The 22,061-nt window shown below is 70.7% G+C and carries 20 protein-coding genes; 9 read left to right on the top strand and 11 right to left on the bottom strand.

Annotated elements, in window-relative coordinates; all coding sequences use genetic code 11:
- Positions 1-64 precede the first annotated feature (64 nt).
- On the bottom strand, positions 65-712 hold the full coding sequence (locus tag G4G93_RS19290; protein WP_165086421.1) for a class I SAM-dependent methyltransferase: 648 nt from the start codon (positions 710-712) through the stop codon (positions 65-67).
- Positions 712-1,863 carry a glycosyltransferase gene (locus G4G93_RS19285; RefSeq protein WP_165086419.1) on the bottom strand — a complete coding sequence of 384 codons (1,152 nt, stop codon included), beginning with the start codon at positions 1,861-1,863 and terminating at the stop codon, positions 712-714. The genes G4G93_RS19290 and G4G93_RS19285 overlap by 1 nt, the downstream gene beginning before the upstream one ends.
- Positions 1,864-2,019: 156 nt before the next feature.
- Here G4G93_RS19285 and G4G93_RS19280 point away from each other — a divergent pair, with 156 nt between their 5' ends.
- Positions 2,020-3,345, top strand: coding sequence for a DNA topoisomerase IB (locus tag G4G93_RS19280; RefSeq protein WP_165086417.1), 1,326 nt, complete (start codon positions 2,020-2,022; stop codon positions 3,343-3,345).
- A gap of 47 nt (positions 3,346-3,392) precedes the next feature.
- On the opposite strand, the gene G4G93_RS19275 is transcribed toward G4G93_RS19280, so the two are convergent.
- The 3 genes from G4G93_RS19275 to G4G93_RS19265 all read right to left on the bottom strand — a co-directional run bounded on the left by G4G93_RS19275 (position 3,393) and on the right by G4G93_RS19265 (position 5,912).
- Complete coding sequence (locus tag G4G93_RS19275) at positions 3,393-4,055, bottom strand: response regulator transcription factor (RefSeq protein ID WP_165086416.1); 663 nt, start codon at positions 4,053-4,055, stop codon at positions 3,393-3,395.
- 267 nt (positions 4,056-4,322) lie between these two features.
- Positions 4,323-4,790, bottom strand: coding sequence for an N-acetyltransferase (locus G4G93_RS19270; protein ID WP_165086414.1), 468 nt, complete (start codon positions 4,788-4,790; stop codon positions 4,323-4,325).
- Positions 4,791-5,009: 219 nt separating this feature from the next.
- Entirely contained in the window at positions 5,010-5,912 is a 903-nt protein-coding gene (locus G4G93_RS19265) for a diguanylate cyclase domain-containing protein (protein WP_165086412.1), read from the bottom strand.
- 102 nt (positions 5,913-6,014) lie between these two features.
- Between G4G93_RS19265 and G4G93_RS19260 the strand changes: the two genes are divergently transcribed.
- Positions 6,015-6,344, top strand: coding sequence for a hypothetical protein (locus tag G4G93_RS19260; RefSeq protein WP_165086411.1), 330 nt, complete (start codon positions 6,015-6,017; stop codon positions 6,342-6,344).
- A gap of 141 nt (positions 6,345-6,485) precedes the next feature.
- On the opposite strand, the gene G4G93_RS19255 is transcribed toward G4G93_RS19260, so the two are convergent.
- Positions 6,486-7,325 (bottom strand): IclR family transcriptional regulator, encoded by an 840-nt coding sequence (locus tag G4G93_RS19255; protein WP_165086409.1) that lies wholly within the window; start codon positions 7,323-7,325, stop codon positions 6,486-6,488.
- Positions 7,326-7,589: 264 nt separating this feature from the next.
- Here G4G93_RS19255 and G4G93_RS19250 point away from each other — a divergent pair, with 264 nt between their 5' ends.
- From G4G93_RS19250 to G4G93_RS19230, 5 genes are all read left to right on the top strand, one after another.
- Positions 7,590-8,828, top strand: a complete 1,239-nt coding sequence (locus tag G4G93_RS19250; RefSeq protein ID WP_246736887.1) for a branched-chain amino acid ABC transporter substrate-binding protein — start codon at positions 7,590-7,592, stop codon at positions 8,826-8,828.
- A 188-nt stretch (positions 8,829-9,016) separates the two neighbouring features.
- A complete protein-coding gene (locus G4G93_RS19245) occupies positions 9,017-9,970 on the top strand; it encodes a branched-chain amino acid ABC transporter permease (protein WP_165086406.1) in 954 nt (317 codons plus the stop codon).
- A complete protein-coding gene (locus tag G4G93_RS19240; protein ID WP_165086405.1) occupies positions 9,967-11,295 on the top strand; it encodes a branched-chain amino acid ABC transporter permease in 1,329 nt (442 codons plus the stop codon). The genes G4G93_RS19245 and G4G93_RS19240 overlap by 4 nt, the downstream gene beginning before the upstream one ends.
- On the top strand, positions 11,292-12,083 hold the full coding sequence (locus G4G93_RS19235; protein ID WP_165086404.1) for an ABC transporter ATP-binding protein: 792 nt from the start codon (positions 11,292-11,294) through the stop codon (positions 12,081-12,083). The genes G4G93_RS19240 and G4G93_RS19235 overlap by 4 nt, the downstream gene beginning before the upstream one ends.
- Positions 12,084-12,097: 14 nt before the next feature.
- Complete coding sequence (locus tag G4G93_RS19230; protein WP_165086604.1) at positions 12,098-12,820, top strand: ABC transporter ATP-binding protein; 723 nt, start codon at positions 12,098-12,100, stop codon at positions 12,818-12,820.
- A gap of 184 nt (positions 12,821-13,004) precedes the next feature.
- Here the strand turns inward: G4G93_RS19230 and G4G93_RS19225 are convergent, their stop codons facing one another.
- Together G4G93_RS19225 and otsB are read right to left on the bottom strand one after the other, a co-directional pair.
- The gene (locus tag G4G93_RS19225) at positions 13,005-13,427 is read right to left on the bottom strand and encodes an FKBP-type peptidyl-prolyl cis-trans isomerase (protein WP_165086402.1); all 423 of its coding nucleotides are present in this window, start codon (positions 13,425-13,427) and stop codon (positions 13,005-13,007) included.
- Between the two features lie 94 nt (positions 13,428-13,521).
- Positions 13,522-14,274 carry a trehalose-phosphatase gene (gene otsB, locus G4G93_RS19220; RefSeq protein WP_165086401.1) on the bottom strand — a complete coding sequence of 251 codons (753 nt, stop codon included), beginning with the start codon at positions 14,272-14,274 and terminating at the stop codon, positions 13,522-13,524.
- A 436-nt stretch (positions 14,275-14,710) separates the two neighbouring features.
- Between otsB and G4G93_RS19215 the strand changes: the two genes are divergently transcribed.
- Together G4G93_RS19215 and G4G93_RS19210 are read left to right on the top strand one after the other, a co-directional pair.
- Entirely contained in the window at positions 14,711-16,663 is a 1,953-nt protein-coding gene (locus tag G4G93_RS19215; RefSeq protein ID WP_165086399.1) for a putative bifunctional diguanylate cyclase/phosphodiesterase, read from the top strand.
- A gap of 35 nt (positions 16,664-16,698) precedes the next feature.
- The gene (locus G4G93_RS19210) at positions 16,699-17,352 is read left to right on the top strand and encodes a metallophosphoesterase family protein (RefSeq protein WP_165086398.1); all 654 of its coding nucleotides are present in this window, start codon (positions 16,699-16,701) and stop codon (positions 17,350-17,352) included.
- 102 nt (positions 17,353-17,454) lie between these two features.
- Here G4G93_RS19210 and tkt read toward each other — a convergent pair whose 3' ends face one another.
- The 3 genes from tkt to G4G93_RS19195 form a co-directional block, all read right to left on the bottom strand.
- The gene (tkt, locus tag G4G93_RS19205) at positions 17,455-19,533 is read right to left on the bottom strand and encodes a transketolase (protein ID WP_165086396.1); all 2,079 of its coding nucleotides are present in this window, start codon (positions 19,531-19,533) and stop codon (positions 17,455-17,457) included.
- 49 nt (positions 19,534-19,582) lie between these two features.
- Positions 19,583-21,484 (bottom strand): glycoside hydrolase family 15 protein, encoded by a 1,902-nt coding sequence (locus G4G93_RS19200; protein WP_165086394.1) that lies wholly within the window; start codon positions 21,482-21,484, stop codon positions 19,583-19,585.
- Between the two features lie 113 nt (positions 21,485-21,597).
- Positions 21,598-22,059: a GNAT family N-acetyltransferase gene (locus G4G93_RS19195; RefSeq protein WP_165086393.1), complete on the bottom strand. Its 462-nt coding sequence runs from the start codon at positions 22,057-22,059 to the stop codon at positions 21,598-21,600.
- Between the last annotated feature and the right edge of the window lie 2 nt (positions 22,060-22,061).

Genomic DNA, 22,061 nt, shown 5'->3' with positions numbered 1-22,061 from the left:
GCAGCGGAGCCCGGGATGACTTTGAGAGGTGGAAGCGGAAACGAGTGTCCAGCCACCGATACTCTTACCCCCGGAATCGCCACACCCCCGTCCGCTTGATCTCGGAATCCTCCAGCGCCCGGGTCACCGGTACCTCGTAGGTCGCCAGGTTCTCCAGCCGGTCCTTCGGCAGGTAGGCGCGGCCGGGATCGCCGAGCAGCACCCGGGCGCCGCGGGCGTGCAGTCCCGCCAGCCAGTCCCCGACCCGCGCGGCGAGGTCGCGCTCGTAGAAGATGTCGGCGGCGAGCACGCAATCCCAGCCCTCGTCGCGGCCGATCAGATCGGCTCCTTTCGCGGTGATGCGATCGGCGACGCCGTTCTCGGCCGCGTTGAGGCCGATCGCCGCCAGCGCGAAGGGATCGAGGTCGCTCGCCTCGACCGACGCCGCCCCGGCCATGGCGGCCGCGATGGCGACGAGGCCTGAGCCGGAGGCGAAGTCGAGGATTCGGGCGCCCGCGACGGTTTCGGGATGCTCCAGCACGTAGGCGGCGAGTGCCTGCCCGCCGGCCCAGGCGAAGGCCCAGAACGGCGGCGGCAGGCCGATCTCGCCCAGCTCCTCCTCGGTGCGGCCCCACAGCTCCGTCGCCTCGTCGGCGACGTGCAGGCGGATCGCCGGGGCGTGCGGCACCTGGCGGAAAGCCGTATGGGCGCGGATGAAGTCGACGGGGTCCATCAGGCAAGCTCCGCGTAGAGACGGAGCACGCCGTCCGTCACCGCCGCCTCGGTGAAGCCGCCCTCGACGATGCGGGCCCGGGCCGCCGCGCCCATCCGGGCGACGAGGGCGGGATCGGCGGCAAGCCGCACCATCGCGGCGGCGAGCGAAGCGGGATCGTCCGGCGGCACGACCAGCCCCTCGATCCCGTCGCGCACCAGGGTCCGGCAGCCCGGCACGTCGGTGGTGAGGATCGCCCGGCCGCTCGCTGCCGCTTCGAGCAAGGCTCGCGGCAGGCCCTCGCCGCCGCGCGAGGGCAGGCAGGCGACGTGGGCGTGGCGCAGCGCCCCGGCGACGTCGTCGGTGGCGCCGTGCCACGTGATTCCGTCGCGAGACCAGTCGCGCAGGGTGGCCTCCGGAACGGCGCGGCGGTTCGAGGGGTCGGGGGCGCCGTGGAGCGAGAGTTCCAGGTTCGCGCCTTCGGCTCTCGCGCGCCGCGCCGCCTCGACCGCGGTGTCGATTCCCTTCGACCACAGCATCCGGGCGGTGAGCGCGATCCTGAGGGGAGGGTGGGGCGGCAGCGGCTGCGGCACCCATGCCTCCGGGTCGATCCCGGCGCCGCCGACCACTGCGACGCGCGGGCTTCCGGGATCGAGGCCGAGCAGCCGCGCGTCGTCCGGGTTCTCGAAGAGGTAGCGGGTGCGCGCCGTCTCCAGCGGACCGCGGATCAGCAGGCGCAGGGCGGTGCGGGCGAGGCGCCCGGCCCGGTCCTGCCGCGCGCCGATCAGGCCGAGGCCGGTCAGCGCGTAGACCCGGGACGGGATGCCGGCGAGCATCGCCGCCGCGCCGCCCACCAGGATGCCGCGCAAGGCGATGCAGTGGACGATGTCGGTCTCGAGGGCCTTCAGGATCGCCGCGAGCTGGCCGGCGGCGTAGCCGGCCGCCATCGGGTTCAGGCTCGACCGCTCGGCCTCCAACTCCACCACTCTGGCCCCGGTCGCCGCGATGGCCTCGCGATGCGCCCGCACCCGGGTGACGACCGAGACCGGGTGACCGGCGCTCACGGCGGCGCGGGCCATCGGCAGGAAGTGCGAGGCAAAGAACCAGTCCTCGGTGACCACGAAAACGACGTGTGCCTTGCGCCCGTCTCCCGCCGCGTCCTGTGGCTCCACCCGGCTCTCTCCCGCTTCGTCCCGCCCTCCCTAACCTGCGGCGCGGCGAGAGGATACCTGACCGCAGATATGGGCCCGATACTCCGCGCCGGTAGGAACCGGCGCGGCCGGGCGCCGGTTGACCCGCACCGGAACTCCGTGAGGTTGGAAACACCCATGCTGTCGGATCCCGAGAGGGCGGAGCCTGCCGCCGAGGATCGCGTCGACACCCGCGACGCCGCCCGCGAGGCGGGCCTGCGCTATGTCAGCGACGAGGAGCCGGGCATCCGCCGCAAGCGCAACGGGCGCGGCTTCACCTACGTCGATTCCAGCGGCGCCAAGGTTCGCGACGAGCAGGCGCTGGCGCGGATCAAGGCCCTGGCGATCCCGCCGGCCTATACCGACGTGTGGATCTGCCGCCATGCCAACGGCCACATCCAGGCGACCGGACGCGACGCCCGCGGGCGCAAGCAGTACCGCTACCATCCCGAGTTCCGCCAGGCCCGGGAGAGCACCAAGTTCGCCCACATGATGAGCTTCGCCGAGGCGCTGCCCGGCCTCCGCGCGACGGTCGAGGCGCATATGGGTCGACGCGGCCTGCCCCGCGAGAAGGTGCTGGCCACCGTCGTGCACCTTCTCGAAACCACCCTGATCCGGGTCGGCAACGACGACTACGCCAAGCAGAACAAGAGCTACGGCCTCACCACCCTGCGCGACCCGCATGTCCGGATCGAGGGGAAGGAACTAACGTTCCGCTTCAAGGGCAAGAGCAACAAGGTCTGGGAACTCGCGATCCACGACCGCCGGGTGGCGAAGATCGTCAAGGCGTGCCAGGACCTGCCCGGCCAGGAGCTGTTTCAGTACCTCGACGAGGACGGGGTGCAGCGCGACGTGACCTCGGCCGACGTGAACGCCTACCTCCGCGAGATCACCGGGCGCGACATCACCGCGAAGGATTTCCGGACCTGGTCGGGCACGGTGCTGGCCGCCATGGCCTTGCGCGAGTTCGAGGCATTCGACAGCCATGCGGTGGCCAAGCGCAACGTGCGCGCGGCGATCGAGCGGGTGGCCGAGCGGCTCGGCAACACGCCGACCATCTGCCGCAAGTGCTACGTCCACCCGGAAATCCTGGGCTGCTACCTCGAGGGCGAGTTGCTGCTCCAGGTCAAGGACGAGGTCCAGGCGGCGCTCCGCGAGGACCTGGCCCGCCTGCGGCCGGAGGAGACGGCGGTGCTCGGCCTGCTCCAGGGCCGCCTCGCCCGGGTGGAGGAGAAGGCGGCTCCCCGGGCTGCGCGCGCCAGGGGCGCGGCGGCCAGGAAGGGTGCGGAGGCCGAGACGGCGGCGGTGCCGGTCAAGGATGGTTCGGTGGAAGGACGCTCGGTCAAGGGCGCCTTCCGGGCCGGCAAGAACGTTCAGGCCGGCAAGAGCGCCCAGACCGACAGGGGTGCCCGGACCGGCAAGAGCGCCAGGGCCGGCAAGGCAGCGGCCCGCAGGGCCGCCTGACACAGCCTGGCGGTCCGCATGAGGACCGCCCGATCCCGCGCCACCCCTCAATGAGGGACGGCGCGGTGCGCCTCGTGGTTGACCCGCCGCAGCGGCCGGGCCTCGCCCTCGAGCACCGGCGCGAGGCCGATCTGCCGGGCGAGCTGCACCAGATCCTTGAGTCGGCCGGTCTTGGTCTTGCGCCGCAGGTTGAGCCGGTGGGTCTCGACCGTGCGCACGCTGACCGTGAGGCGGCGGGCGACCTCCTTGTTGCTGAACCCGGCGCTGAGGAAGCGCAGCACCTCGGCCTCCCGCGGGGTGAGGCCGAGGCTCTCGGCCGCCATCGCCTCGGGGGTTGCGACCCCGGCATCGCCCTCGTGCAGCGTCAGGCCGCGGGCGAGCGCCAGGATCGTCGCGCAGATGTCCTGGGGGGCGGCGCAGCGGGCCACGAAGGCATCGGTGCCCGCCGCGGCGAAGCGGCCGATCTCCGCCGCGTCGGCGGCCTGGAACGCCACCAGGATGCGGGCCTCCGGCGCCCGCTCGCGCAACGCCGCGACGTCCGCCGGGCCGAATTCGGGCGCGAAGGCCAGGACGACGCAAGGTGTCCCTGAATCCTCCAGCTCCTCCTCGCCCACGGTCCGCAGGGCCGGAGCGTGTTCCAGCGTCGCCCGGAAGGCGGTGCCGAGATCCGACGGCTCGTTGATGATCAGAACCTTGACGGCGTCATTCATGCCGCTTCTCTCCGTCCCGGCGCGATACAGGCGCCACGCCTACGGACAGGACCGATCAAGCCCCGTTCCACTTGGAGCGACCTGCGCCGATCATGACGGGATCGGGGGCCGGCCGGGCGTGCGCCCGAGGGGAGAAGTGCCTAGGTAGACCGACTCCGCGGCGGGATGTCGCGGAAGCGGGGTGCGGGGCAGCCCGGGGCCGGGGATTCCCGGCCCGCGGATCCGGGCCAGTTTGGAACGGGAGCCTCGGTATTTTCCCGCATTGGGTCAGGCCGGGACGGCGCGCTCCAGGAACAGGCTGACCGGCAGCGCCTGATAGGGCGGGAACGGCCCGCGGGGGGTGAAGCCCGCCCGGCGATAGAGCGCCCGGGCCTCCTCGTTCCCGACGCCGACTTCGAGTACGATCCTCCCGGCACCGAGCCGGCGCGCCAGCGCCTCGGCGCCCTGCACCAGGGCGGATCCGACGCCGCGACCCCGCGCCCCCTCGGCGACGATCAGGCGCTTCAGCTCGACCTCGCCGCCGCCCCGCTCGATGACGGCGCAGAGGCCGAAAGCCGCGCCGTCGATCCGTGCCACGATGACGTGGATGCCCGGCGCGGACAGGCTCTCAGGCCCGATCGCCCGGCGCGGCACGCCCGGGTAGAGCCGCGCCGCGACCGTCTCAGCCTCGGCCAGCAGGGCCGTCACCTCGTCCTGGAAAGGCGTCTCCACCCCGATGGTCGCGGCTCCGGTCATGGGGGGAGGTTAGCCGTGGCGAAGCGCGACCGTAAGACCCCGGCACGGCCGGCGTACCGACGCCTACGCCATCGTTCAGGGATCTCGCGCTCACGCCGGCGGTCGACGGGCCGGGCGAGGCCATCGATCCATCTCAAGTTTTCGAATCCATTCCAATGGCTTGGCCAAAAACGTGAGAACGGAGCCGAAGGTCGTTTTCAACGACCGTCGGCGTGAGATTCAGCCCGCCCGCGCCAGGATCAGGTCCGTCGCCGCCGAGACGACCCGGTTGCGGCCGGTCGATTTGGCCTCGTAGAGCGCGATGTCGGCGCGCTTGAGCAGGCCGCCCACGGTTTCGCCCTCCGACCAGGCGCTGACGCCGAAGCTCGCGGTGAGCTGCACCGGGCCGCGCTGGCCCTTGAAGCGCAGCTGCGTGCAGCGCAGCCGCAGGCGGCCGGCGGCGGCCTCGGCCTCCTCCAGGGTGCGCCCGGGGAGCGCCAGGGCGAATTCCTCGCCGCCGAGGCGCCCGGCGATGCCGCCGGCCTCCGACAGCATCTCCTGGGCGACGCCGCGGATCGCCGTGTCGCCGACCTCGTGGCCGTGCTGGTCGTTGATGGCCTTGAAGTGGTCGATGTCGGCGACGACCATCGACAGGCGGCCGTGGGCGCCGGCCCGCTCGGCCGTCTCGCCGACCCGCTGCAGGAAAGCGCGGCGGTTGAGCAGCCCGGTGAGCGCGTCGGTCTCGGCGAGCCGGATCAGCTCGCGCTGCATCCCGGTCATCCGCTCGGCGGCGCGCAGGCGGGCGTAGAGCTCCTCCGGGCCCGGCGGCTTGTCGATGAAGTCGTCCGAGCCGCTGTCCAGCGCCTCCGCCAGGTTGCGGGCGTTGCGGGCCGACGACATGGTGATGATGTAGAGCGGGCGGTGCGCGTCCGCGAGCAGGCGGGCCGACCAGCACAGTTCGAGGCCGCTCAACGGCCGCACCTCGAGGCTGGTGATCAGCGCCGTGACCGACGCGTTGTCGGTGACGAAATCGAGCGCCTCGCGCGAATCCGTGAATGCGTCCACGGTATGGCCGCGGGGCGTCAGGAGCCCGCTGATGACCTTGAGCACGACCCGGCTCGGATCGACGACGACGATGTGCATGACGCCCCCAGGCAGGAGGACGGGCCTCCGCTTCCGGCGACAAGGTTGCGCCCGAAGGTTTAACGTCGCCTCAAGGCCTTGCGCGCAATCGCGGAGCTTACGGTGACGGCCCGGCCCCCGGCCCCGGTGACGCCGGACGGGCGCTACATCGTGGTGCGCGGGCGGCTGTGGCGGCGCAGCGATCCGGGCCTGGCGCCGGAGCGGCGCGAGGCCCTGGTCCACGACCTGATGCGGGCCCGCCGCGCGGTGCGCGACGCCAAGCAAGAGGGCGGCGCGGCCCTGGCGGCGGCCCGCGCCGCGGTGGACGCGGCCAAGCACGGCCTCGGCGAGCGCGGGGCACCGTGGTGGACCGACGGTGCGCCGGACTACACCCGCCACCTCGCCCGCAACACGCCCTATGCCGGGTGGTTCGCCGGCCTGGGGGAGGGGTAAAACCACTCCCGGAAGATGACTTCCGGAACCAGGATCACCAGCCCGCGCGGCATCGACGCGAAGCCGAAATCCGCATCGCGAACGCGATTGCGCAGCAATCGCCGAGCGATCGGTCGGATTTCGTATAAGCGATGGAGGCTCTCAATCGACGATCCCGAGGGCGCGCATGCGCTCGATCGTCTCCATCAGCTTCGGGCCGGTGTCGCGGCGCAGCACCTCCTCGGTGAGCAGGAAGGCGGGGCCGCTGATATTGACCGCGAAGTGGCCTCGTCCGCCGGGCGCGTGGAGCGGGGCTGCGACCGCGTTGATGTCCTGGTGCCAGATGCCGATGCCGACGCAGAAGCCGTGCGCGGCGATCTCGCCGGCGCAGCGACGGTAGGTCTGGTCCAGCCGGGCCGCATCGGCGCCGTCGCGGCGCAGGCGGGCGAGGACGGCGGTGCGCTCGGCCTCGCCGAGGCTCGCCAGCGTCGCCATGCCCATGGCGCTGCGGGCGAGCGGCAGGCGGTAGCCGACCTCGCTCGACAGGACGATGCGCTGGCCCTCGCCGCGCCAGAGCTGGACGTAGACGCTCGACAGCCCGTCGAGGAGGCCGAGCGCCACGTGGGCCTGCACCGCCGTCGCGAGGTCTTGCAGGAACGGCCGCACCATCTGCGGGAAGGAGTTCTGCCGCAGGAAGGCGGCGCTCAGCGCCAGCACCGCGGGCCCCAGGCCGTAGCGCTCCCCCTCCGGATCGTGCACCAGGTAGCCGAGGGACAGGAGCGTGTGGGTCAGGCGCGAGACGGTGGGCTTCGGCAGGCCGGTGCGGGCGGCGATCTCGCGGTTGCCCAGCATCTCGGCGGCGTCCCCGAAGGCGCGCAGCACCTGGAGCCCGCGGGCGAGCGCGGTGACGAACTGCCGGTCGCCCTCCTCGCTCTCCGCCGGGCCGTGAGCGGCTGGTTCCTGAGTGGTCACGCCGATGCGCGCCGCCATCGCCTGTGCCATGCTGCCGCCTCCCCCGATTCGGCCGTGCTGTTGGGCCCGTGGTCTTCGACGGCTTGCGATCGTCGACGGCGCCATCCGGGACCGCCCTAAGGTGACGGCGCGACGCCGCCTCGGCAACATGTTTCGCGATGCGGATCGCAATTTCGCATCTTGACCCGTCCGGGACCGGGAGGCAGTGTTCGTTCAAGGCGGACACGGATCCGCCGGCGACGCCGAATGCGGCGCGCCGTTCAAAAACCGGGAACGCCATTCCAGGAGGACGCCTTGGTCAAGACCCTCGCGCGCATCACGGCCGCCGGCCTCGTGGCCCTGGCGGCCTCGACTGCGCTCGCCGCGCCGATGAGCCTGAAGATCGCCTTCGTCGATCCGCTCTCCGGCGGCGGGGCCAGCACCGGCGAGGCCGGGCTGAAGACCTTCCAGTTCATGGCCGACCAGCTCAACGCCAAAAGCCCCGACCTGAAGCTCGAGGTGACCGGCTACGACAACAAGCTCAACCCGCAGGAGAGCCTGGTTCAGCTCCAGAAGGCGATCGATTCCGGCGCCCGTGTGGTGGTGCAGGGCAACGGATCCTCGGTTGGCGCCGCACTGATTGACTTCGTCGGCAAGTACAACGACCGCAATCCCGGCAAGGAGATCCTGTATCTCAACTATGCCGCGGTCGATCCGGCGCTGACCAACGCCAAGTGCAATTACTGGCACTTCCGGTTCGACGCCAATTCCGACATCAAGATGGCGGCCCTGACCAACTACATTAAGGGTAAGCCGGAGATCAAGAAAGTCTATTTGATCAATCAGGATTACTCGCACGGTCAGGCGGTGCGTGCCGCCGCCCGGTCGATGCTGAAGGAGAAGCGGCCCGACATCCAGATCGTCGGCGACGAGGTAGCGCCCCTGCAGAAGGTCAACGACTTCTCGCCCTACATCGCCAAGATCAAGGCCTCGGGTGCCGACACGGTGATCACCGGCAACTGGGCCCAGGACATGTCGCTCCTGCTCAAGGCCGCCGGCGATGCCGGGCTCCAGGCCAAGTTCTACACCTATTACGGCGGCGGCAGCGGCGGGCCGACGGCGATCAAGCAGGCCAACCTGCCCGATCACGTCTATCAAATCTCCGAGGGCTACGCCAACATCGACTCCAAGGCCGGCCACGACTTCGAGACTGCCTTCCGCGCCAAGACCGGCCAGGAGCTCACCTACGCGCGCATCGTCAACCTGATGAACGTGCTGTCCAAGGCGACGCTCACCGCCAAGTCGACCGATCCGAAGGCGATCGCCAAGGCGATGGACTCGATCCACAACGACACGCTCTACGGCAAGGACAGCTTCATCCGGCCGGACGACCATCAGATCTTCCAGCCGATCTACATCTCGCGCTTCGGCCCGGTCGACACCTCGAAGGTGCTTGACAGCGAGAATACCGGCTGGGGCTGGACCGGCGACGGCGTGGTCGAGGCGAAGGACACCCTGCTGCCGACCACCTGCAAGATGGACCGGCCGAGCTGAAGGCAGGGAAGGGGGCGCCCCGGTCGACGGGGCGCCGCGTCGTCTCGGCTTCATCTAAGAACGCCTCGGCCCTTCCCCGGACCACTGGAGCGTCGGCGGCAGGAGATCCGGGAAAGGGTGGAGCGAGATAAGTCTTGGCCGGCGGCCTCCGCCGGTCCGCCCGCCCCGCACCGGCAGGAGACCCCCGCGTGCTCGAACTCGTCATCGTCTCGACGCTGAACGGCGTGCTCTACGGGATGCTGCTCTTCCTGATGGCGAGCGGCCTGACCCTGATCTTCAGCATGATGGGTGTGCTGAACTTCGCCCATGCCAGCTTCTACATGCTGGGTGCGTTCTTCGGCTACCAGATCAGCAAGTTCACCGGATTCTGGATCGGCCTCGTCGCCGCGCCCATCGTGGTCGGCGGCATCGGCGCGCTCGTCGAGCGCTACGGCCTGCGCAACGTCCACCGCCACGGCCACGTGCCGGAACTCCTCTTCACCTTCGGCCTCGCCTACGTGATCGAGGAGGTGGTGCAGATGGTCTGGGGCAAGCTGCCGGTCGATTACCGGGTGCCGGCCATCCTCGACTTTCCGGCCTTCACGGTGTTCGGCACCAACTACCCGGCCTACAAGCTGTTCATGCTGGTGATCTCGGTCGCGATCTTCATCGCGCTGCTGGCCGTTCTGACCCGCACCCGGGTCGGGCTGATCATCCAGGCGGCGCTGACCCATCCCAACATGGTGGCGATGCTCGGCCACGACGTGCCGAAGGTGTTCATGCTGGTCTTCGGCGTCGGCACCGGCCTCGCCGCCGTGGCGGGCGTCATCGCCGGGCCGGCGCTGGTCACCCAGGCCAACATGGCGGGCCTGCTCGGGCCGATCCTGTTCGTGGTCGTGGTGGTGGGGGGCCTCGGCTCGCTGACCGGTGCCTTCGCGGCCTCGCTGCTGATCGGGCTGGTGCAGACCTTCGCCATCTCGCTCGACGTCTCGGTCGCCAGCGTCCTCCAGTCCCTCGGCATCGACGCGGCACCGTCCGGCGGCGTGCTGGGTGATCTGTGGAACGTGACGATCGCCCAGATCGGGCCGATCATCCCCTATCTCCTGCTGGTCATCGTGCTGATCGCGCGGCCGACCGGCCTGCTCGGGAACCGCGAAGCATGAGCGACCTCGCCGACATCGCGCCGACCGGGGCCTTCGCGCAGGCGGGCCGCCGCGCATCGATCCGCCCGCGGGGGGCCGGCCTCGTCGCCCAGGTGCTGCCCTGGATCGTCGCGACCGTCATCCTGGTCGGCGCGCCCCTCGTGTTCACCAGCGGCACGGCGCTGACCATGATGAGCCTGATGGGCATCATGGTGGTGTTCTCCCTCTCCTACAACATGCTGCTCGGACAGACCGGCCTCCTGTCCTTCGGGCACGCGGTCTATTACGGCCTGGGCGCGTTCTTCACCGTCCACGCCATGAACCTCGTGGCGTTGAACCGCCTCCCGATCCCGTTGCCGGTGATGCCGATCGTCGGCGGGCTCGCCGGCCTCGCCTTCGGCATCCTGTTCGGGGTGATCTCGACGAAGCGCGCCGGCACCGTCTTCGCCATGATCTCGCTCGGCATCGCCGAGCTGGTCTCCTCCGGCTCGCACATCCTGCACAGCTTCTTCGGCGGCGAGGAGGGCATCACCGCCAACCGTACCAAGATGCTGCGGCTGTTCGACGTGAATTTCGGGCCTCAGATCCAGGTCTACTACCTGATCGCCGCCTGGTGCCTGATCTGCGCCCTGGCGATGTACGCCATCACCCGCACGCCGCTCGGCCGCCTGTGCAACGCCGTGCGGGAGAACCCGGAGCGGGTCGAGTTCCTGGGCTACGAGCCGCAGACGATCCGGGTCACCGCCTTCTGCCTCTCGGCGATGTTCGCCGGCGTCGCCGGGGCGCTCGCGGGCATCAACTTCGAGATCGCCAACTCGGCCTATCTCGGCGTACACCAATCCGGCGTCGTCCTGCTCGCGACCTTCATCGGCGGCATCGGCACCTTCATCGGCCCGGTCGTCGGCGCCGTGGTGGTGACGCTGCTCCAGGTCTCGCTCAGCGACCTGACCGAGATCTGGCAGCTCTATTTCGGGCTCCTGTTCATCGCCATCGTGATGTTCGCCCCCGGCGGCATCGCCGGCCTCGCCCTGATGCACGGCCCGCTCCTGCGCGCGGGCACCGCGCACCGCCTGGTCCCGGCCTACCTCACGGCGCTCGGGCCGCTCCTCCTCCTGCTGGCCGGCACCATCGCGCTGATCGAGATGGCGTTCCGCGTGCTGGTGAAGGCCTCCGACGGCACCGAGATGCGTCTCGTCGGCATTCCCCTCGACGCCGCCCAGATCCTGCCCTGGGTCGTCGCCGGCGCGATGGCGGTCGGCGGCGGGCTGCTCCTGCGGGCCGTCCTGCCGCGGGTCGCCGCCGCCTGGCACGAGGCCTCCGCCGCCGCCAAGGAGAAGCTGGCATGAACCCCGCTGGCAAAAACCCCGCTGGCACAAGTCCCGCGATCGAGCTGTCCGGCGTCCACAAGAGCTTCGGCCCGGCCAAGATCATCAACGGCGTCGACCTGTCGGTGCCGACCGGCGAGCGCCACGCCATCATCGGGCCGAACGGCGCCGGCAAGTCGACCCTGTTCCACCTGATCAGCGGCCGCTTCGCGCCGACGAGCGGCACGATCAAGCTGGAAGGCCGGGACATCACCGGCTGGCGCCCGGCGGCGATCAACCGGGCCGGCCTCGCCCGCAGCTTCCAGGTCACCAACATCTTCCCCAAGCTCACCGTGTGGGAGAACGTGCGCTGCGCCGTGCTGCGGGCGATGGGCCACGGCCCGTCCTTCTGGCGCGGGGTCGAGGGGCTGCCCGGGGTGGCCGAGCGCACCGAGGAGATCCTGACCCGCATCCGCCTCGGCCACCGCGCTGGGATCGCCGCGGGCTTGCTCGCCTATGCCGAGCAGCGGGCCCTGGAGATCGGCATCGCGATCGCCAGCGACGCCCAGGTCATCCTGCTCGACGAGCCGATGGCCGGGATGAGCCACAGCGAGAGCGAGCACGCGACCCAGCTGATCCGCGAGGTCACGACCGGGCGCACGCTCCTGATGGTCGAGCACGACATGGCGGTGGTGTTCGGGCTCGCCGACCGCATCTCGGTCCTGGTCTACGGCCGGATCATCGCCACCGACACGCCAGCCCGCATCCGGGAGAACCGCGCCGTGCAGGAAGCCTATCTGGGCGTCGCCACCGGGGAGCAGGCCGCGTGAGCGCCGCCCTGGCGATGCCGGCGGTCTCGGCCGCGCCCGCGCTCCTCGAGGTCGAGGACCTGCACGCCTATTACGGCAAGAGCCACATCCTCCAGGGGGTGAGCTTCCGGGTCGGGGCCGGCGAGATCGTGTCGATCCTCGGCCGCAACGGTGTCGGGCGCTCCACCACCCTGAAGGCGATCATGGGCGACGTGCCGCCCCGCGGGCAGATCCGCTTCAAGGGCCAGCCGATCGCCGGCCTGAAGCCCTACACGGTCGCCCGCCGGGGCCTCGGTTACGTGCCGGAGGAGCGGGCGATCTTCCCCAAGCTCACGGTGCGGCAGAACCTGGCACTCGGCGAGAAGAGCGGAAAACGCGGCGGGCGCTGGTCCTACGCCGACATCTTCCGGCTGTTTCCCCGGCTGGAGGAGCGGATCGACACGCCGGGCGGCGTACTCTCGGGCGGCGAGCAGCAGATGCTCACGATCTGCCGCACCCTGATGGGCGACCCGGACCTCATCATGATCGACGAGCCGACCGAGGGCCTGTCGCCCCAGATGGTCGCCCGCGTCGCCGAGATGATCGGCGAGATCGCCGCCCGCGGCGTCTCGGTGCTGCTGGTCGAGCAGAAGCTGACGATCGCCCTCAAGCTGTCGCAGCGTCTCTACGTGATGGGCCACGGCCACGTCGTATTCGAGGGCACGCCGGCGGCGCTCAGCGCCAACGAGGCGGTGCGGCGTGAGTGGCTGGAGGTCTGAGGACCGTCGAGAATCGACCGACGGAGCTGGAACCCTCCGTGTCATCGCGGGACCGCGAAAGTGGAACCCGGGATCCGTAACCGCTGACGGTACCGAATAAGGTCATCAGCGGTCCAATCCATTATGCATCGTCGATGGATCCCGGGTTCCGCTTTCGCGGCCCCGGGATTGACGATGGAGGGTGTCAGCGCACGCCGAGCAGTTCCACGTCGAACATCAGCGTGGCGTTCGGCGGGATCACGCCGCCGGCGCCGCGGGCGCCGTAGCCAAGATCGGGCGGGATCACCAGGGTGCGCTTGCCGCCGACCTTCATGGTCGACAGGCCCTCGTCCCAGCCCTTGATGACCTGGCCGGTGCCGACCGCGAAGTTGAGCGGCTGCTTGCGGTCGAGCGAGCTGTCGAACTTCGCGCCCTTCTTGCCGTCCTGGTAGAGCCAGCCGGTATAATGGACGCTGACGGTCTGGCCGGTCTTCGGCTGCGGGCCGGTCCCGACGACCTCGTCCTTGTACTGGAGGCCGGACGGGGCGGTGACGAACGAATCGGCGGAGGCTGAGGCGGTCATGGCGATCGTGAGGGCTCCGACAAGGAAGAAGGGCGAACGGCGCATCGACGGGATCGTTCCTGTGCGTGACGTCGGGATCGAGTTAGGGCATTGCCGCGCCGGCGGATAGGCCGTCGGGCCAAAGGGGCGGCCGAGAGGGTCATGCCGAGGCAAGCGATTCGAGGTCGATCGTCCCGCCCTCGGCCCAGCTCATGAGCAGCGCCCGCACCGCCGCCGGATCGTCGACGCGGTGGCGGGCCACCGTCTCGCCGGGGCCGACCCGGATGGTGACGCCGCCATCCTCGTTCACCGGCACGAAGGCCTTCTCGTCGGTGAGGTCGTCGCCGATGAAGATCGCCCGGCGCCCGGCATAGGGCGCCTCGCGCAGGAAGGCCCGGATGGCGTGGCCCTTGGTGGCGCTGGCCGGCAGGATCTCCGCCACGGCCTTGCCCTGCTGCAGCCGGTAGGCCTCCCCGAGGATGCCGGCGACGGAGGCGGCCGCGGATTGCGCGCGCGCGGCGTCGGCCGCGTCGGCGAGGCGCCAATGCACCGCGACCGAGCAGCCCTTGTCCTCGATCAGCACGCCGTCGAGGTCGGCCACCGCCCGCTGCAGGGTCTCGACGCCGGCGCGCAGGGCGGGATGCGCCGCCGGGTCGCCGCCGATCACCTGCCCGCCGCGGCGCATCTCGACCCCGTGCAGGCCCGCGACGTCGAAGCGCTCCGGGTTCAGGAAGCCGTCGATGGTGGCGATCGGACGGCCGGTCACCAGGGCCAGCGCCCCGCCGAGGCGGCCGCGCAGCCGCGCCAGCCCGGGCGGCAAGGCCTGCGGCACCACGACCCCGTCGGGTCGCGGCGCGATCTCCACGAGGGTGCCGTCGAAATCGAGGAAGAGGGCGTAGTCTGTGTCGGTCAAGGGATTGCATCTCCCGTCGCGGCCAGGGGCTGCCGCGGAGATATAGGGCGGTTCGCGGTCCGCGGGTGTCCCCGGCGGGAGCGAACCCCGCGCGAGGCCCTGCGCGTGGAACGAACCGGGGGAGGGGCGAGGATCCTCGTCCCGGGGACCGGTTTCGCCGGCATCTGCCTTAGCAATCGCCAGGGTCCCGGCACATCGCGGCCGGCCTCGAAGCAATCGTGCTCGAACGTTTCGTGACAAAGCCCGCTCCGCCGGTCCGGCCCGTTACTGGCTAATCCGCTGCGCCGCGCGCCGCTTGCTGATCTCGTAGCGCTCCGGGATCATAACCGTCATCCGCCAGCCGGGGATTGCAGGGTAACCCTTCGTTCAAGCCGGTATGGTTTCTGATTGCCGGGGCGATGCCGGAACCGGCGGGTCCGAACGGGGTGGACGCGCAGTGCGCAGGTTGCTGACCATCGTCGATCTCTTCCGGGTCGACACCGCGAACCCGGACCTGATGCGGGCTCAGATGCGGGTCCTGCGCAAACAGGTGCCGCTGCTCTACGTGATCCTGGCGATCAACTCGACGGCCGTCGCCGTCACCTTTCATGGAATGGCGCCGGATTCGGTAACCCTCTACCCGCTCGGAATCCTGCTGACCCTGTGCATCCTGCGCCTCGGATCATGGCTGCGCCAGCGCCGGGCGCCGATCGACGAGGCCCGGGTCGCCGCCAAGCTGCGGCTCACGGTCTGGCTCGCGGGCGCGCTGGCGGTTGGCTTCATCGCCTGGAGCATCGCGCTGTTCGAGTACGGCGACGGCTACGCCAAGGCCCACATCCTGTTCTACGTCGGCACCACGACGATCGCCTGCGCCTTCTGCCTCGTCCATCTGCGCGCGGCCGCCTTGCTGGTGATGGTCACGGTCAACCTGATCTTCGGCCTCTACGTCAGCCACCTCGACAGCCACGCCATGCGGGCGATCGGGCTCAACCTGGTGATCGTCAGCGCCGCCCTGATATTCGTGATCGTCACCTATGCCCGCAACTTCGCCCGCCTGATCGGGCAGCAGGTAGAGCTCGAGCGCCTGGGCCGCGACAACCTGCGGCTGGCCAATCTCGACACCCTGACCGAGCTGCCCAACCGCCGCAGCTTCTTCGCCTCCCTCGAACAGGCCCTGGTCGGGGCGGCGAGCGCCGGCGAGCGGGTCGTCGTCGGCCTGGTCGATCTCGACGGGTTCAAGCCGGTCAACGACACCCACGGCCACGGCGCCGGCGACGCCGTGCTGCAGGAGACCGCCCGGCGCCTGCGCGAGGTCGTGGGCGAGGCCGGGACGGTGGCGCGGCTGGGCGGCGACGAGTTCGGCCTCGTCCTGCCCGGCGCCGCGGACACGGCCGAGGCGATGGGCGAGGCGATCCGCATCGCGCTCGGCGCGCCGTTCCGGCTGCCCCATGGCGGCTCCGCCCAGATCGGCGCCTCGATCGGCTTCGCGACCTATCCCGAGGCGGGAACCAAGGCGGCGGTGCTGGTCGAGCGGGCGGATTACGCCCTGTACTACGCCAAGGCGAGCGGCCGCGGCACGGCCGTGCTGTTCACCGAGGAGCACGAGCGGCGCCTGCGCACCCAGAGCGTGATCGAGCAGGCCCTGCGCCACGCCGATCTGTCCCGGGAGATGACCCTGGTCTTCCAGCCGATCGTCGACGTGCGGCGCGGCCGCACCGTGGCGTTCGAGGCGCTGGCGCGCTGGACCAGTCCGGATATCGGCCCGGTCTCCCCGGCGGTGTTCGTGCCGATCGCCGAGCGCTCCGGCCTGATCACCCGCATCACCGCCGTGCTGTTCGGCCAGGCGCTCGCCGCCGCGAAGGCCTGGCCCGAGCCGGTCGCCCTGTCCTTCAACCTGTCGATGGCGGACATCGCCTCGCCGCAGGCGGCCGAGGGCCTCGTCGCGGCGATCCGCGCGAGCGGCTTGGGCCCCGGGCGGGTGATCCTGGAGGCGACCGAGACCGCCCTGATCCAGGACGTGGCCCAGGCCCAGACGGTGCTCGAGACCCTGAGGGCGAACGGCATCGCCATCGCGCTCGACGATTTCGGCACCGGCTACTCGTCCCTCGGCTACGTCCACCGCCTGCCGCTCGACAAGCTCAAGATCGACCGCAGCTTCACCAGCGAGATCACCAAGAATCCGGCGAGCCGCGATATCGTCACGTCGATCGTCGGCCTCGCCCGCAACCTCACGCTCGATTGCGTGGTCGAGGGGATCGAGACCGCCGAGCAGGCCCGCCTGCTCGAGAGCCTCGGCTGCGTCCTGATGCAGGGCTATCATTTCGGCCGGCCGATGGGCTTTGCCGAGACCCTGCGCTACCTCGACGCCGAGGCGGTGCGGTCGATCCCGCCGGCCCAGGCGGTCGCCTGACCGGGGCGGCCGTCGCCCTTTCTCGGGAGGCGGCCATGCTCACCTACGCGATCGGCGACATCCACGGCCGCACCGACCTCCTCGATCGCCTGCTCGCCCGGATCGAGACGCATCGCGCCGGCCGGGCACGCCGGCTGGTCTTCCTCGGCGACGCCGTCGACCGCGGGCCCGACAGCGCCGGCGCGGTCGTGCGGCTGCGGACCCTGCAGGGCCGGGAGCCCGAGGCCGTCACCTGCCTGATGGGCAATCACGAGGCGATGCTGCTCGACGCGGCGGCCGGATCGAACCTCGACCTTTGGGAGCTCAACGGCGGGGGAACGACGCTCGCCTCCTTCGGCGTCGCGCATCCGCGCGACCTGCCGCGGGATGTCGTCGCCTGGCTCGCCGCCCTGCCGACCCTGCACGGCGACGCCCGGCGCTGGTACGTCCATGGCGGCCTCGACCCGGTTCTGGGAGCGGAGGGCAGCGCCCGCGAGACCCGGCTGTGGATGCGCGAGCCGTTCCTGTCCTCGGGCCACGATTTCGGCCGCCACGTCGTCCACGGCCACACCCCGACGAGGGACGGCCGGCCGGAGCTCGAGACGTTCCGCACCAATCTCGACACCGGCGCGGTGTTCGGCGGCCCCCTCTCGGCGGGCGTGTTCGATGACGGCCGAGGGCCTCCGGTGGAGATTCTGACGGCGCGGTAGGGGCCGGGAGCCGCATCGCCGCTCTCGACGGTTCTGCCACCCCCGATGTCCTCCTGGGGTTCCCGGCTATGCCGGGGCCCAGGAGGACGAGGGAGGATGGGATCAGCCCTTCTTCTTGGCCAGCTGGGCGCGGGCGGCCTCCAGAACCTTCTCGGGCGTGAACCCGAACTTGGTCTGCAGGTCCTTGATCGGTGCCGAGGAGCCGAAGGTGTGCATGCCGAGGATCGTGCCGGTACTGCCGGTGTAGCGGTCCCAGCCGATCACCGACCCCTGCTCGACCGCGACGCGGGCCGTCACCTCGGGCGGCAGCACACTGTTGCGGTAGGCCTCGTCCTGCTGCTCGAACAGGTCCCAGGACGGCATCGACACCACCCGGGCCTTCACGCCCTCGGACCGGAGGGTGTCGTAGGCGGAAAGGCAGAGCTGCACCTCGGAGCCGGTCCCGATCAGAATCACGTCGGGCTTGGCCTCGTCGGCCCCGGCGAGCACATAGGCGCCCTTGGCGGTGCCGGAGGCCGCCGCGTACTTGCTGCGGTCGACGGTCGGCAGCGGCTGGCGGCTGAGTGCCAGAACCGCCGGCTGGTGCTTGAGCTGCATGATGACCCGGTACGCCTCCGCCACTTCGTTGGCGTCGGCCGGCCGGAAGGTGATGAGGCCGGGGATCGCGCGGAGCGCCAGCAGGTGCTCCACCGGCTGGTGGGTCGGCCCGTCCTCGCCCACGCCGATCGAATCATGGGTGAAGACGTGGAAGACCGGCAGCTCCATCAGGGCGGCGAGCCGGATCGGCGGGCGCATGTAGTCGGAGAAGACCAGGAAGGTCGCCCCGTAGGCGCGCAGGCCGACCAGGCCGAGGCCGTTGACGATCGAGCCCATCGCGTGCTCGCGCACGCCGAAATGGATGTTGCGCCCGCCGGGCGTGAACGGACCGAGGGTGCCGGCCTCCGGGCTCTCGAGCTTGGTCTTGTTCGAGGGCGCGAGGTCGGCCGAGCCGCCGAGCAGCCACGGCACCCGGTTGGCGATGGCGTTGAGCACCTTGCCGGAGGATTCGCGGGTGGCGAGGCCCTTGGCATCGGCCGGGAAGACCGGGATCTCGGCGTCCCACCCGTCCGGCAGCTCGCCGGCGAGATAGGTAGCAAGATCCTTGGCGAGGCCCATATCACCGGCCTTCACCTCCTCGACCAGCGCCAGCCACTCCTCGCGCAGGGCCTTGCCGCGGGCGCCGATGCCTTGGCGGAAATTGTCGTAGACGCCGTCCGGCACCAGGAACTGGGCGTCCTCCGGCCAGCCATAGGCGCGCTTGGCACCCTTGACCTCGTCGGGGCCGAGCGCGTCCGAATGGGCCTTCGGGGTGCCCTGCTTGGTCGGCGCGCCGTAGCCGATCACCGAGTTGACGATGATCAGCGTCGGGCGGTCGCCCGATTGCAGGAAGGTCTCGAGGGCGTGGGAGACCGCCACCGTGTCGTTGGCGTCGGCGACGCGCAGCACCTGCCAGCCATAGGCCAGGAAGCGGGCGGCGACCTCCTCGCTGAAGGCGAGGTCGGTATGGCCCTCGATGGTGATGGTGTTGTTGTCGTAGATCCAGCACAGGTTCGACAGGCGCAGGTGCCCGGCGATCGAGGCCGCCTCCGACGCCACACCCTCCATCAGGTCGCCGTCGCTGCACATCGCGTAGACGTTGTAGTCGAAGAGCGGCCGGTCGCCGTAGGCGAGGCGCTCGCCGAGGAAGCGGCCGCCCATCGCCATGCCGACGGAATTGGCCACGCCCTGGCCGAGCGGTCCCGTCGTCACCTCGACGCCGGTGGTGAAGTGGTATTCCGGGTGGCCCGGGGTGCGGCTGTCGAGCTGGCGGAACTTCTTGATGTCCTCCAGGCTCACCGCCGGGGCATTGCCGCCGTCCGTCTCCGCCACCTCGGCGAGGTGGAGCAGGCTGTAGAGCAGCATCGAGGCGTGGCCGACCGACAGCACGAAGCGGTCGCGGTTCGGCCAGTGCGGGTTCGCCGGGTCGTAGCGGAGGTAGTGGTTCCACAGGGTGAAGGCGACCGGCGCGAGGCCCAGCGGGGCACCGGCATGGCCCGAATTCGCCTTCTGCACCGCATCGATCGTCAGCGTGCGGATCGTGTCGATGCTGCGCTGGTCGATCTCGCTGGTGCCGGCCTTCGGCTTGGTGTCGGCTGCGCTCATCTTGACTGGCCTCGTCACGTCGAAAAAAGGATCGGGGCCCCGCGACCGGTCAGGTCGCGGGGCTTTCGGCCGCCTGCGGGGGCATCACGGGCCGCTCGCCCGGACGGCCCGCATCGTCCGGGTCTCCGCCGCGCTCCTTAGCGGGTCCGATCGTCCGACTGAAGTTCAGAAGCGTGTTGACGAGCGCGACATGGCTGAACGCCTGCGGAAAATTGCCGACCTGGCGCTTGCGGACCGGGTCGTATTCCTCGGCGAGCAGCCCGACGTCGTTGCACAGGGACAGCAGGCGCTCGATGAGCGCGCGGGCCTCGTCGCGTCGGCCGAGCCCGATCAGGTTGTCGGCGTACCAGAAGCTGCAGGGCAGGAAGGCGCCCTCGCCGGCGGGCAGGCCGTCGGTCGTCTGGCCGCTGGTGTCGTAGCGTAGCACGAAGCCGTCATGCATCAGGTCGCGGCCGATCGCCTCGACGGTGCCGACGACGCGCGGATCGTCCTGGGGCAGGAAGCCCATATGGGCGATCAGGAGCAGGCTCGCATCGAGGTCCTTCGAGCCGTAATACTGCACGAAGCTGTTGAGGTCCTTGTCGAAGCCCTTCTCGCAGACCTCGCGGTGGATCTCGTCCCGGGCGGCGCGCCAGCGGACCACCGCCTCGTGGTCGCCGGCGGTGGGCTCGTGGTCCGCCGCATCGCGGTCCGCCATCTGGGCCTCGTAGAAGCGGATCGCCCGGTCGAAGGCGACCCAGGCCATCACCTTCGAATGGACGAAGTGCTTGCGCCCGCCGCGCACCTCCCAGATGCCCTCGTCGGGCTCGCGCCAGACCCGCTCCAGGTGGTCGAGGAGGGCGCGGCCGACCCGCACGCCGGATTCGTCGGCCCGCATGCCGCGCTGGTGGGCCTGGTAGAGCGCGTCGAACAATTCGCCGTAGACGTCGAGCTGGAATTGCTGGGCGGCGGCGTTGCCGACCCGCACCGGGCGCGAGCCCTCGTAGCCCGGCAGCCAGTCGAGCTCGATCTCCGGCAGCAGGCGCTCGCCGGCGATGCCGTAGAGGATGTGCGCCTGCTCGGGGCTGCCCGCCACCGCGCGAGTGAGCCAGTCGCGCCAGGCCCGGGCCTCGTCGATATAGCCCGCATCCATCAGCGCCAGCAGCGTGAAGGTCGAATCGCGCAGCCAGCAGAACCGGTAATCCCAGTTGCGCACGCCGCCGATCTGCTCCGGCAGCGAGGTGGTGGGCGCCGCCACGATGCCGCCGGTCGGCCGGTAGATCAGCGCCTTGAGCGTCAGGAGCGAGCGGGTCAGCACGTCGTCCCAGGGCGTCCCGCCCCGGCAGCGCCGGCACCAGGAGCGCCACCAGGCGGTGGTGCCGGCCAGCATCTTGCGCGGCTCGATCGGGGCCGGGTCCTCCTCGTGGGAGAGGCCGTAGCTCAGCACGAAGGATACGCTCTGCCCCGCCTCGACCGTGAACTCGGACACGGTCGACTGGCCGATGCCCTTCAGGGCCGCGCGGGTGCGCAGCACCAGCTTGTTGGGGCCGGCGATCGCCCTGAGGTCGTCGTTCTCGCTGCGCGACACCCAGGGGATGGCGGAGCCGTAATCGAAGCGCACCACGAGGTCCATGCGCATCGCCACCCGGCCGCGCACGCCCTCGACGAGACGCACGAGATGCGTGCCGTCCTCCACCGGCATGTAGTCGATCACCCGCACCGCGCCGTCGGCGGTCTCGTGGACGGTCTCCAGCACCAGCGTGTCCTGCCGGTAGCCGCGGGTGCTCTTGGCGTCGCCCGCGGGCGCGATGCGCCAGTGGCCGTGATCTTCCCGGGTGCCGAGCAGGGCCGAGAAGCAGGCCGAGGCATCGAAGCGCGGCCAGCACAGCCAGTCGACGCTGCCGTCGCGTCCGATCAGTGCCGCGCTGCGCCCATCCCCGACGAGCGCGTAATCCTCGATGAGCAACGCCATGGTGCGTCCCGAACAGTGCCGTGACGCCGTTAGCTAGAGCGGCCTTCCCCTCGGGCCAACCCGGGCCGGGCGCTGCCCGATCGCGCTGCACCATGGTTGGCGGCCGCGCGCCCTCACTCGGCTCTGACGGCGATCCGCCTGACCTGGAACCCGGTCTTCGACGGCTCGAAGCCCGCCGCCTCGTAGAATGCGAGCGTGGAGGGCTTCGTCGAGCCCGTCATCAGCATGACCTTGTAGCATCCCGCCTCCCAGGCGCGCCCGACGGCCGCGCTCAGGACGGCCCGCCCGAACCCGGCCCCGCGATGGTCGGCGTGGGTGACGACGTTCTCGATGAGCGCGTAGGGCCGGCCGCCGCGGGTCAGGTTCGGGATGACGACGACGGTGCAGGTCGTGACCAGCTTTTCCCCGATCGCCCCGACGAGGACCGCGCTGCCCTCGTCGCGCGACAGGCGATCGAGGATCGCCGCGGCCTCCTCGGGCGGGCAGCGCGCATCGTCCGGGTCGAGGTGGACGTAGAGGTCGAGGAGGCGCGGCAGATCGAACCGGTCTGCGGGCCGGATGACGAGGGCGGACATCG

The sequence above is a fragment of the Methylobacterium sp. DB0501 genome (genome assembly GCF_011043735.1).
Classification (GTDB): Bacteria; Pseudomonadota; Alphaproteobacteria; order Rhizobiales; family Beijerinckiaceae; genus Methylobacterium; species Methylobacterium alsaeris.
The sequence above is the reverse complement of the archived record's forward strand: the minus strand, read 5'-3'. Positions and strand labels throughout refer to the sequence as shown.

What these genes read in the sequence shown, in the direction of transcription:
- G4G93_RS19235 (WP_165086404.1), top strand. Translation starts at nt 11,292, where the DNA reads ATGAACCCCGCTGGCAAAAACCCCGCTGGCACAAGTCCCGCGATCGAG.
- G4G93_RS19290 (WP_165086421.1), bottom strand. Translation starts at nt 712, where the DNA reads ATGGACCCCGTCGACTTCATCCGCGCCCATACGGCTTTCCGCCAGGTG.
- tkt (WP_165086396.1), bottom strand. Translation starts at nt 19,533, where the DNA reads ATGAGCGCAGCCGACACCAAGCCGAAGGCCGGCACCAGCGAGATCGAC.
- G4G93_RS19270 (WP_165086414.1), bottom strand. Translation starts at nt 4,790, where the DNA reads ATGACCGGAGCCGCGACCATCGGGGTGGAGACGCCTTTCCAGGACGAG.
- G4G93_RS19195 (WP_165086393.1), bottom strand. Translation starts at nt 22,059, where the DNA reads ATGTCCGCCCTCGTCATCCGGCCCGCAGACCGGTTCGATCTGCCGCGC.
- G4G93_RS19280 (WP_165086417.1), top strand. Translation starts at nt 2,020, where the DNA reads ATGCTGTCGGATCCCGAGAGGGCGGAGCCTGCCGCCGAGGATCGCGTC.
- G4G93_RS19210 (WP_165086398.1), top strand. Translation starts at nt 16,699, where the DNA reads ATGCTCACCTACGCGATCGGCGACATCCACGGCCGCACCGACCTCCTC.
- G4G93_RS19230 (WP_165086604.1), top strand. Translation starts at nt 12,098, where the DNA reads ATGCCGGCGGTCTCGGCCGCGCCCGCGCTCCTCGAGGTCGAGGACCTG.
- G4G93_RS19275 (WP_165086416.1), bottom strand. Translation starts at nt 4,055, where the DNA reads ATGAATGACGCCGTCAAGGTTCTGATCATCAACGAGCCGTCGGATCTC.
- G4G93_RS19265 (WP_165086412.1), bottom strand. Translation starts at nt 5,912, where the DNA reads ATGCACATCGTCGTCGTCGATCCGAGCCGGGTCGTGCTCAAGGTCATC.
- G4G93_RS19240 (WP_165086405.1), top strand. Translation starts at nt 9,967, where the DNA reads ATGAGCGACCTCGCCGACATCGCGCCGACCGGGGCCTTCGCGCAGGCG.
- G4G93_RS19200 (WP_165086394.1), bottom strand. Translation starts at nt 21,484, where the DNA reads ATGGCGTTGCTCATCGAGGATTACGCGCTCGTCGGGGATGGGCGCAGC.
- G4G93_RS19255 (WP_165086409.1), bottom strand. Translation starts at nt 7,325, where the DNA reads ATGGCACAGGCGATGGCGGCGCGCATCGGCGTGACCACTCAGGAACCA.
- G4G93_RS19225 (WP_165086402.1), bottom strand. Translation starts at nt 13,427, where the DNA reads ATGCGCCGTTCGCCCTTCTTCCTTGTCGGAGCCCTCACGATCGCCATG.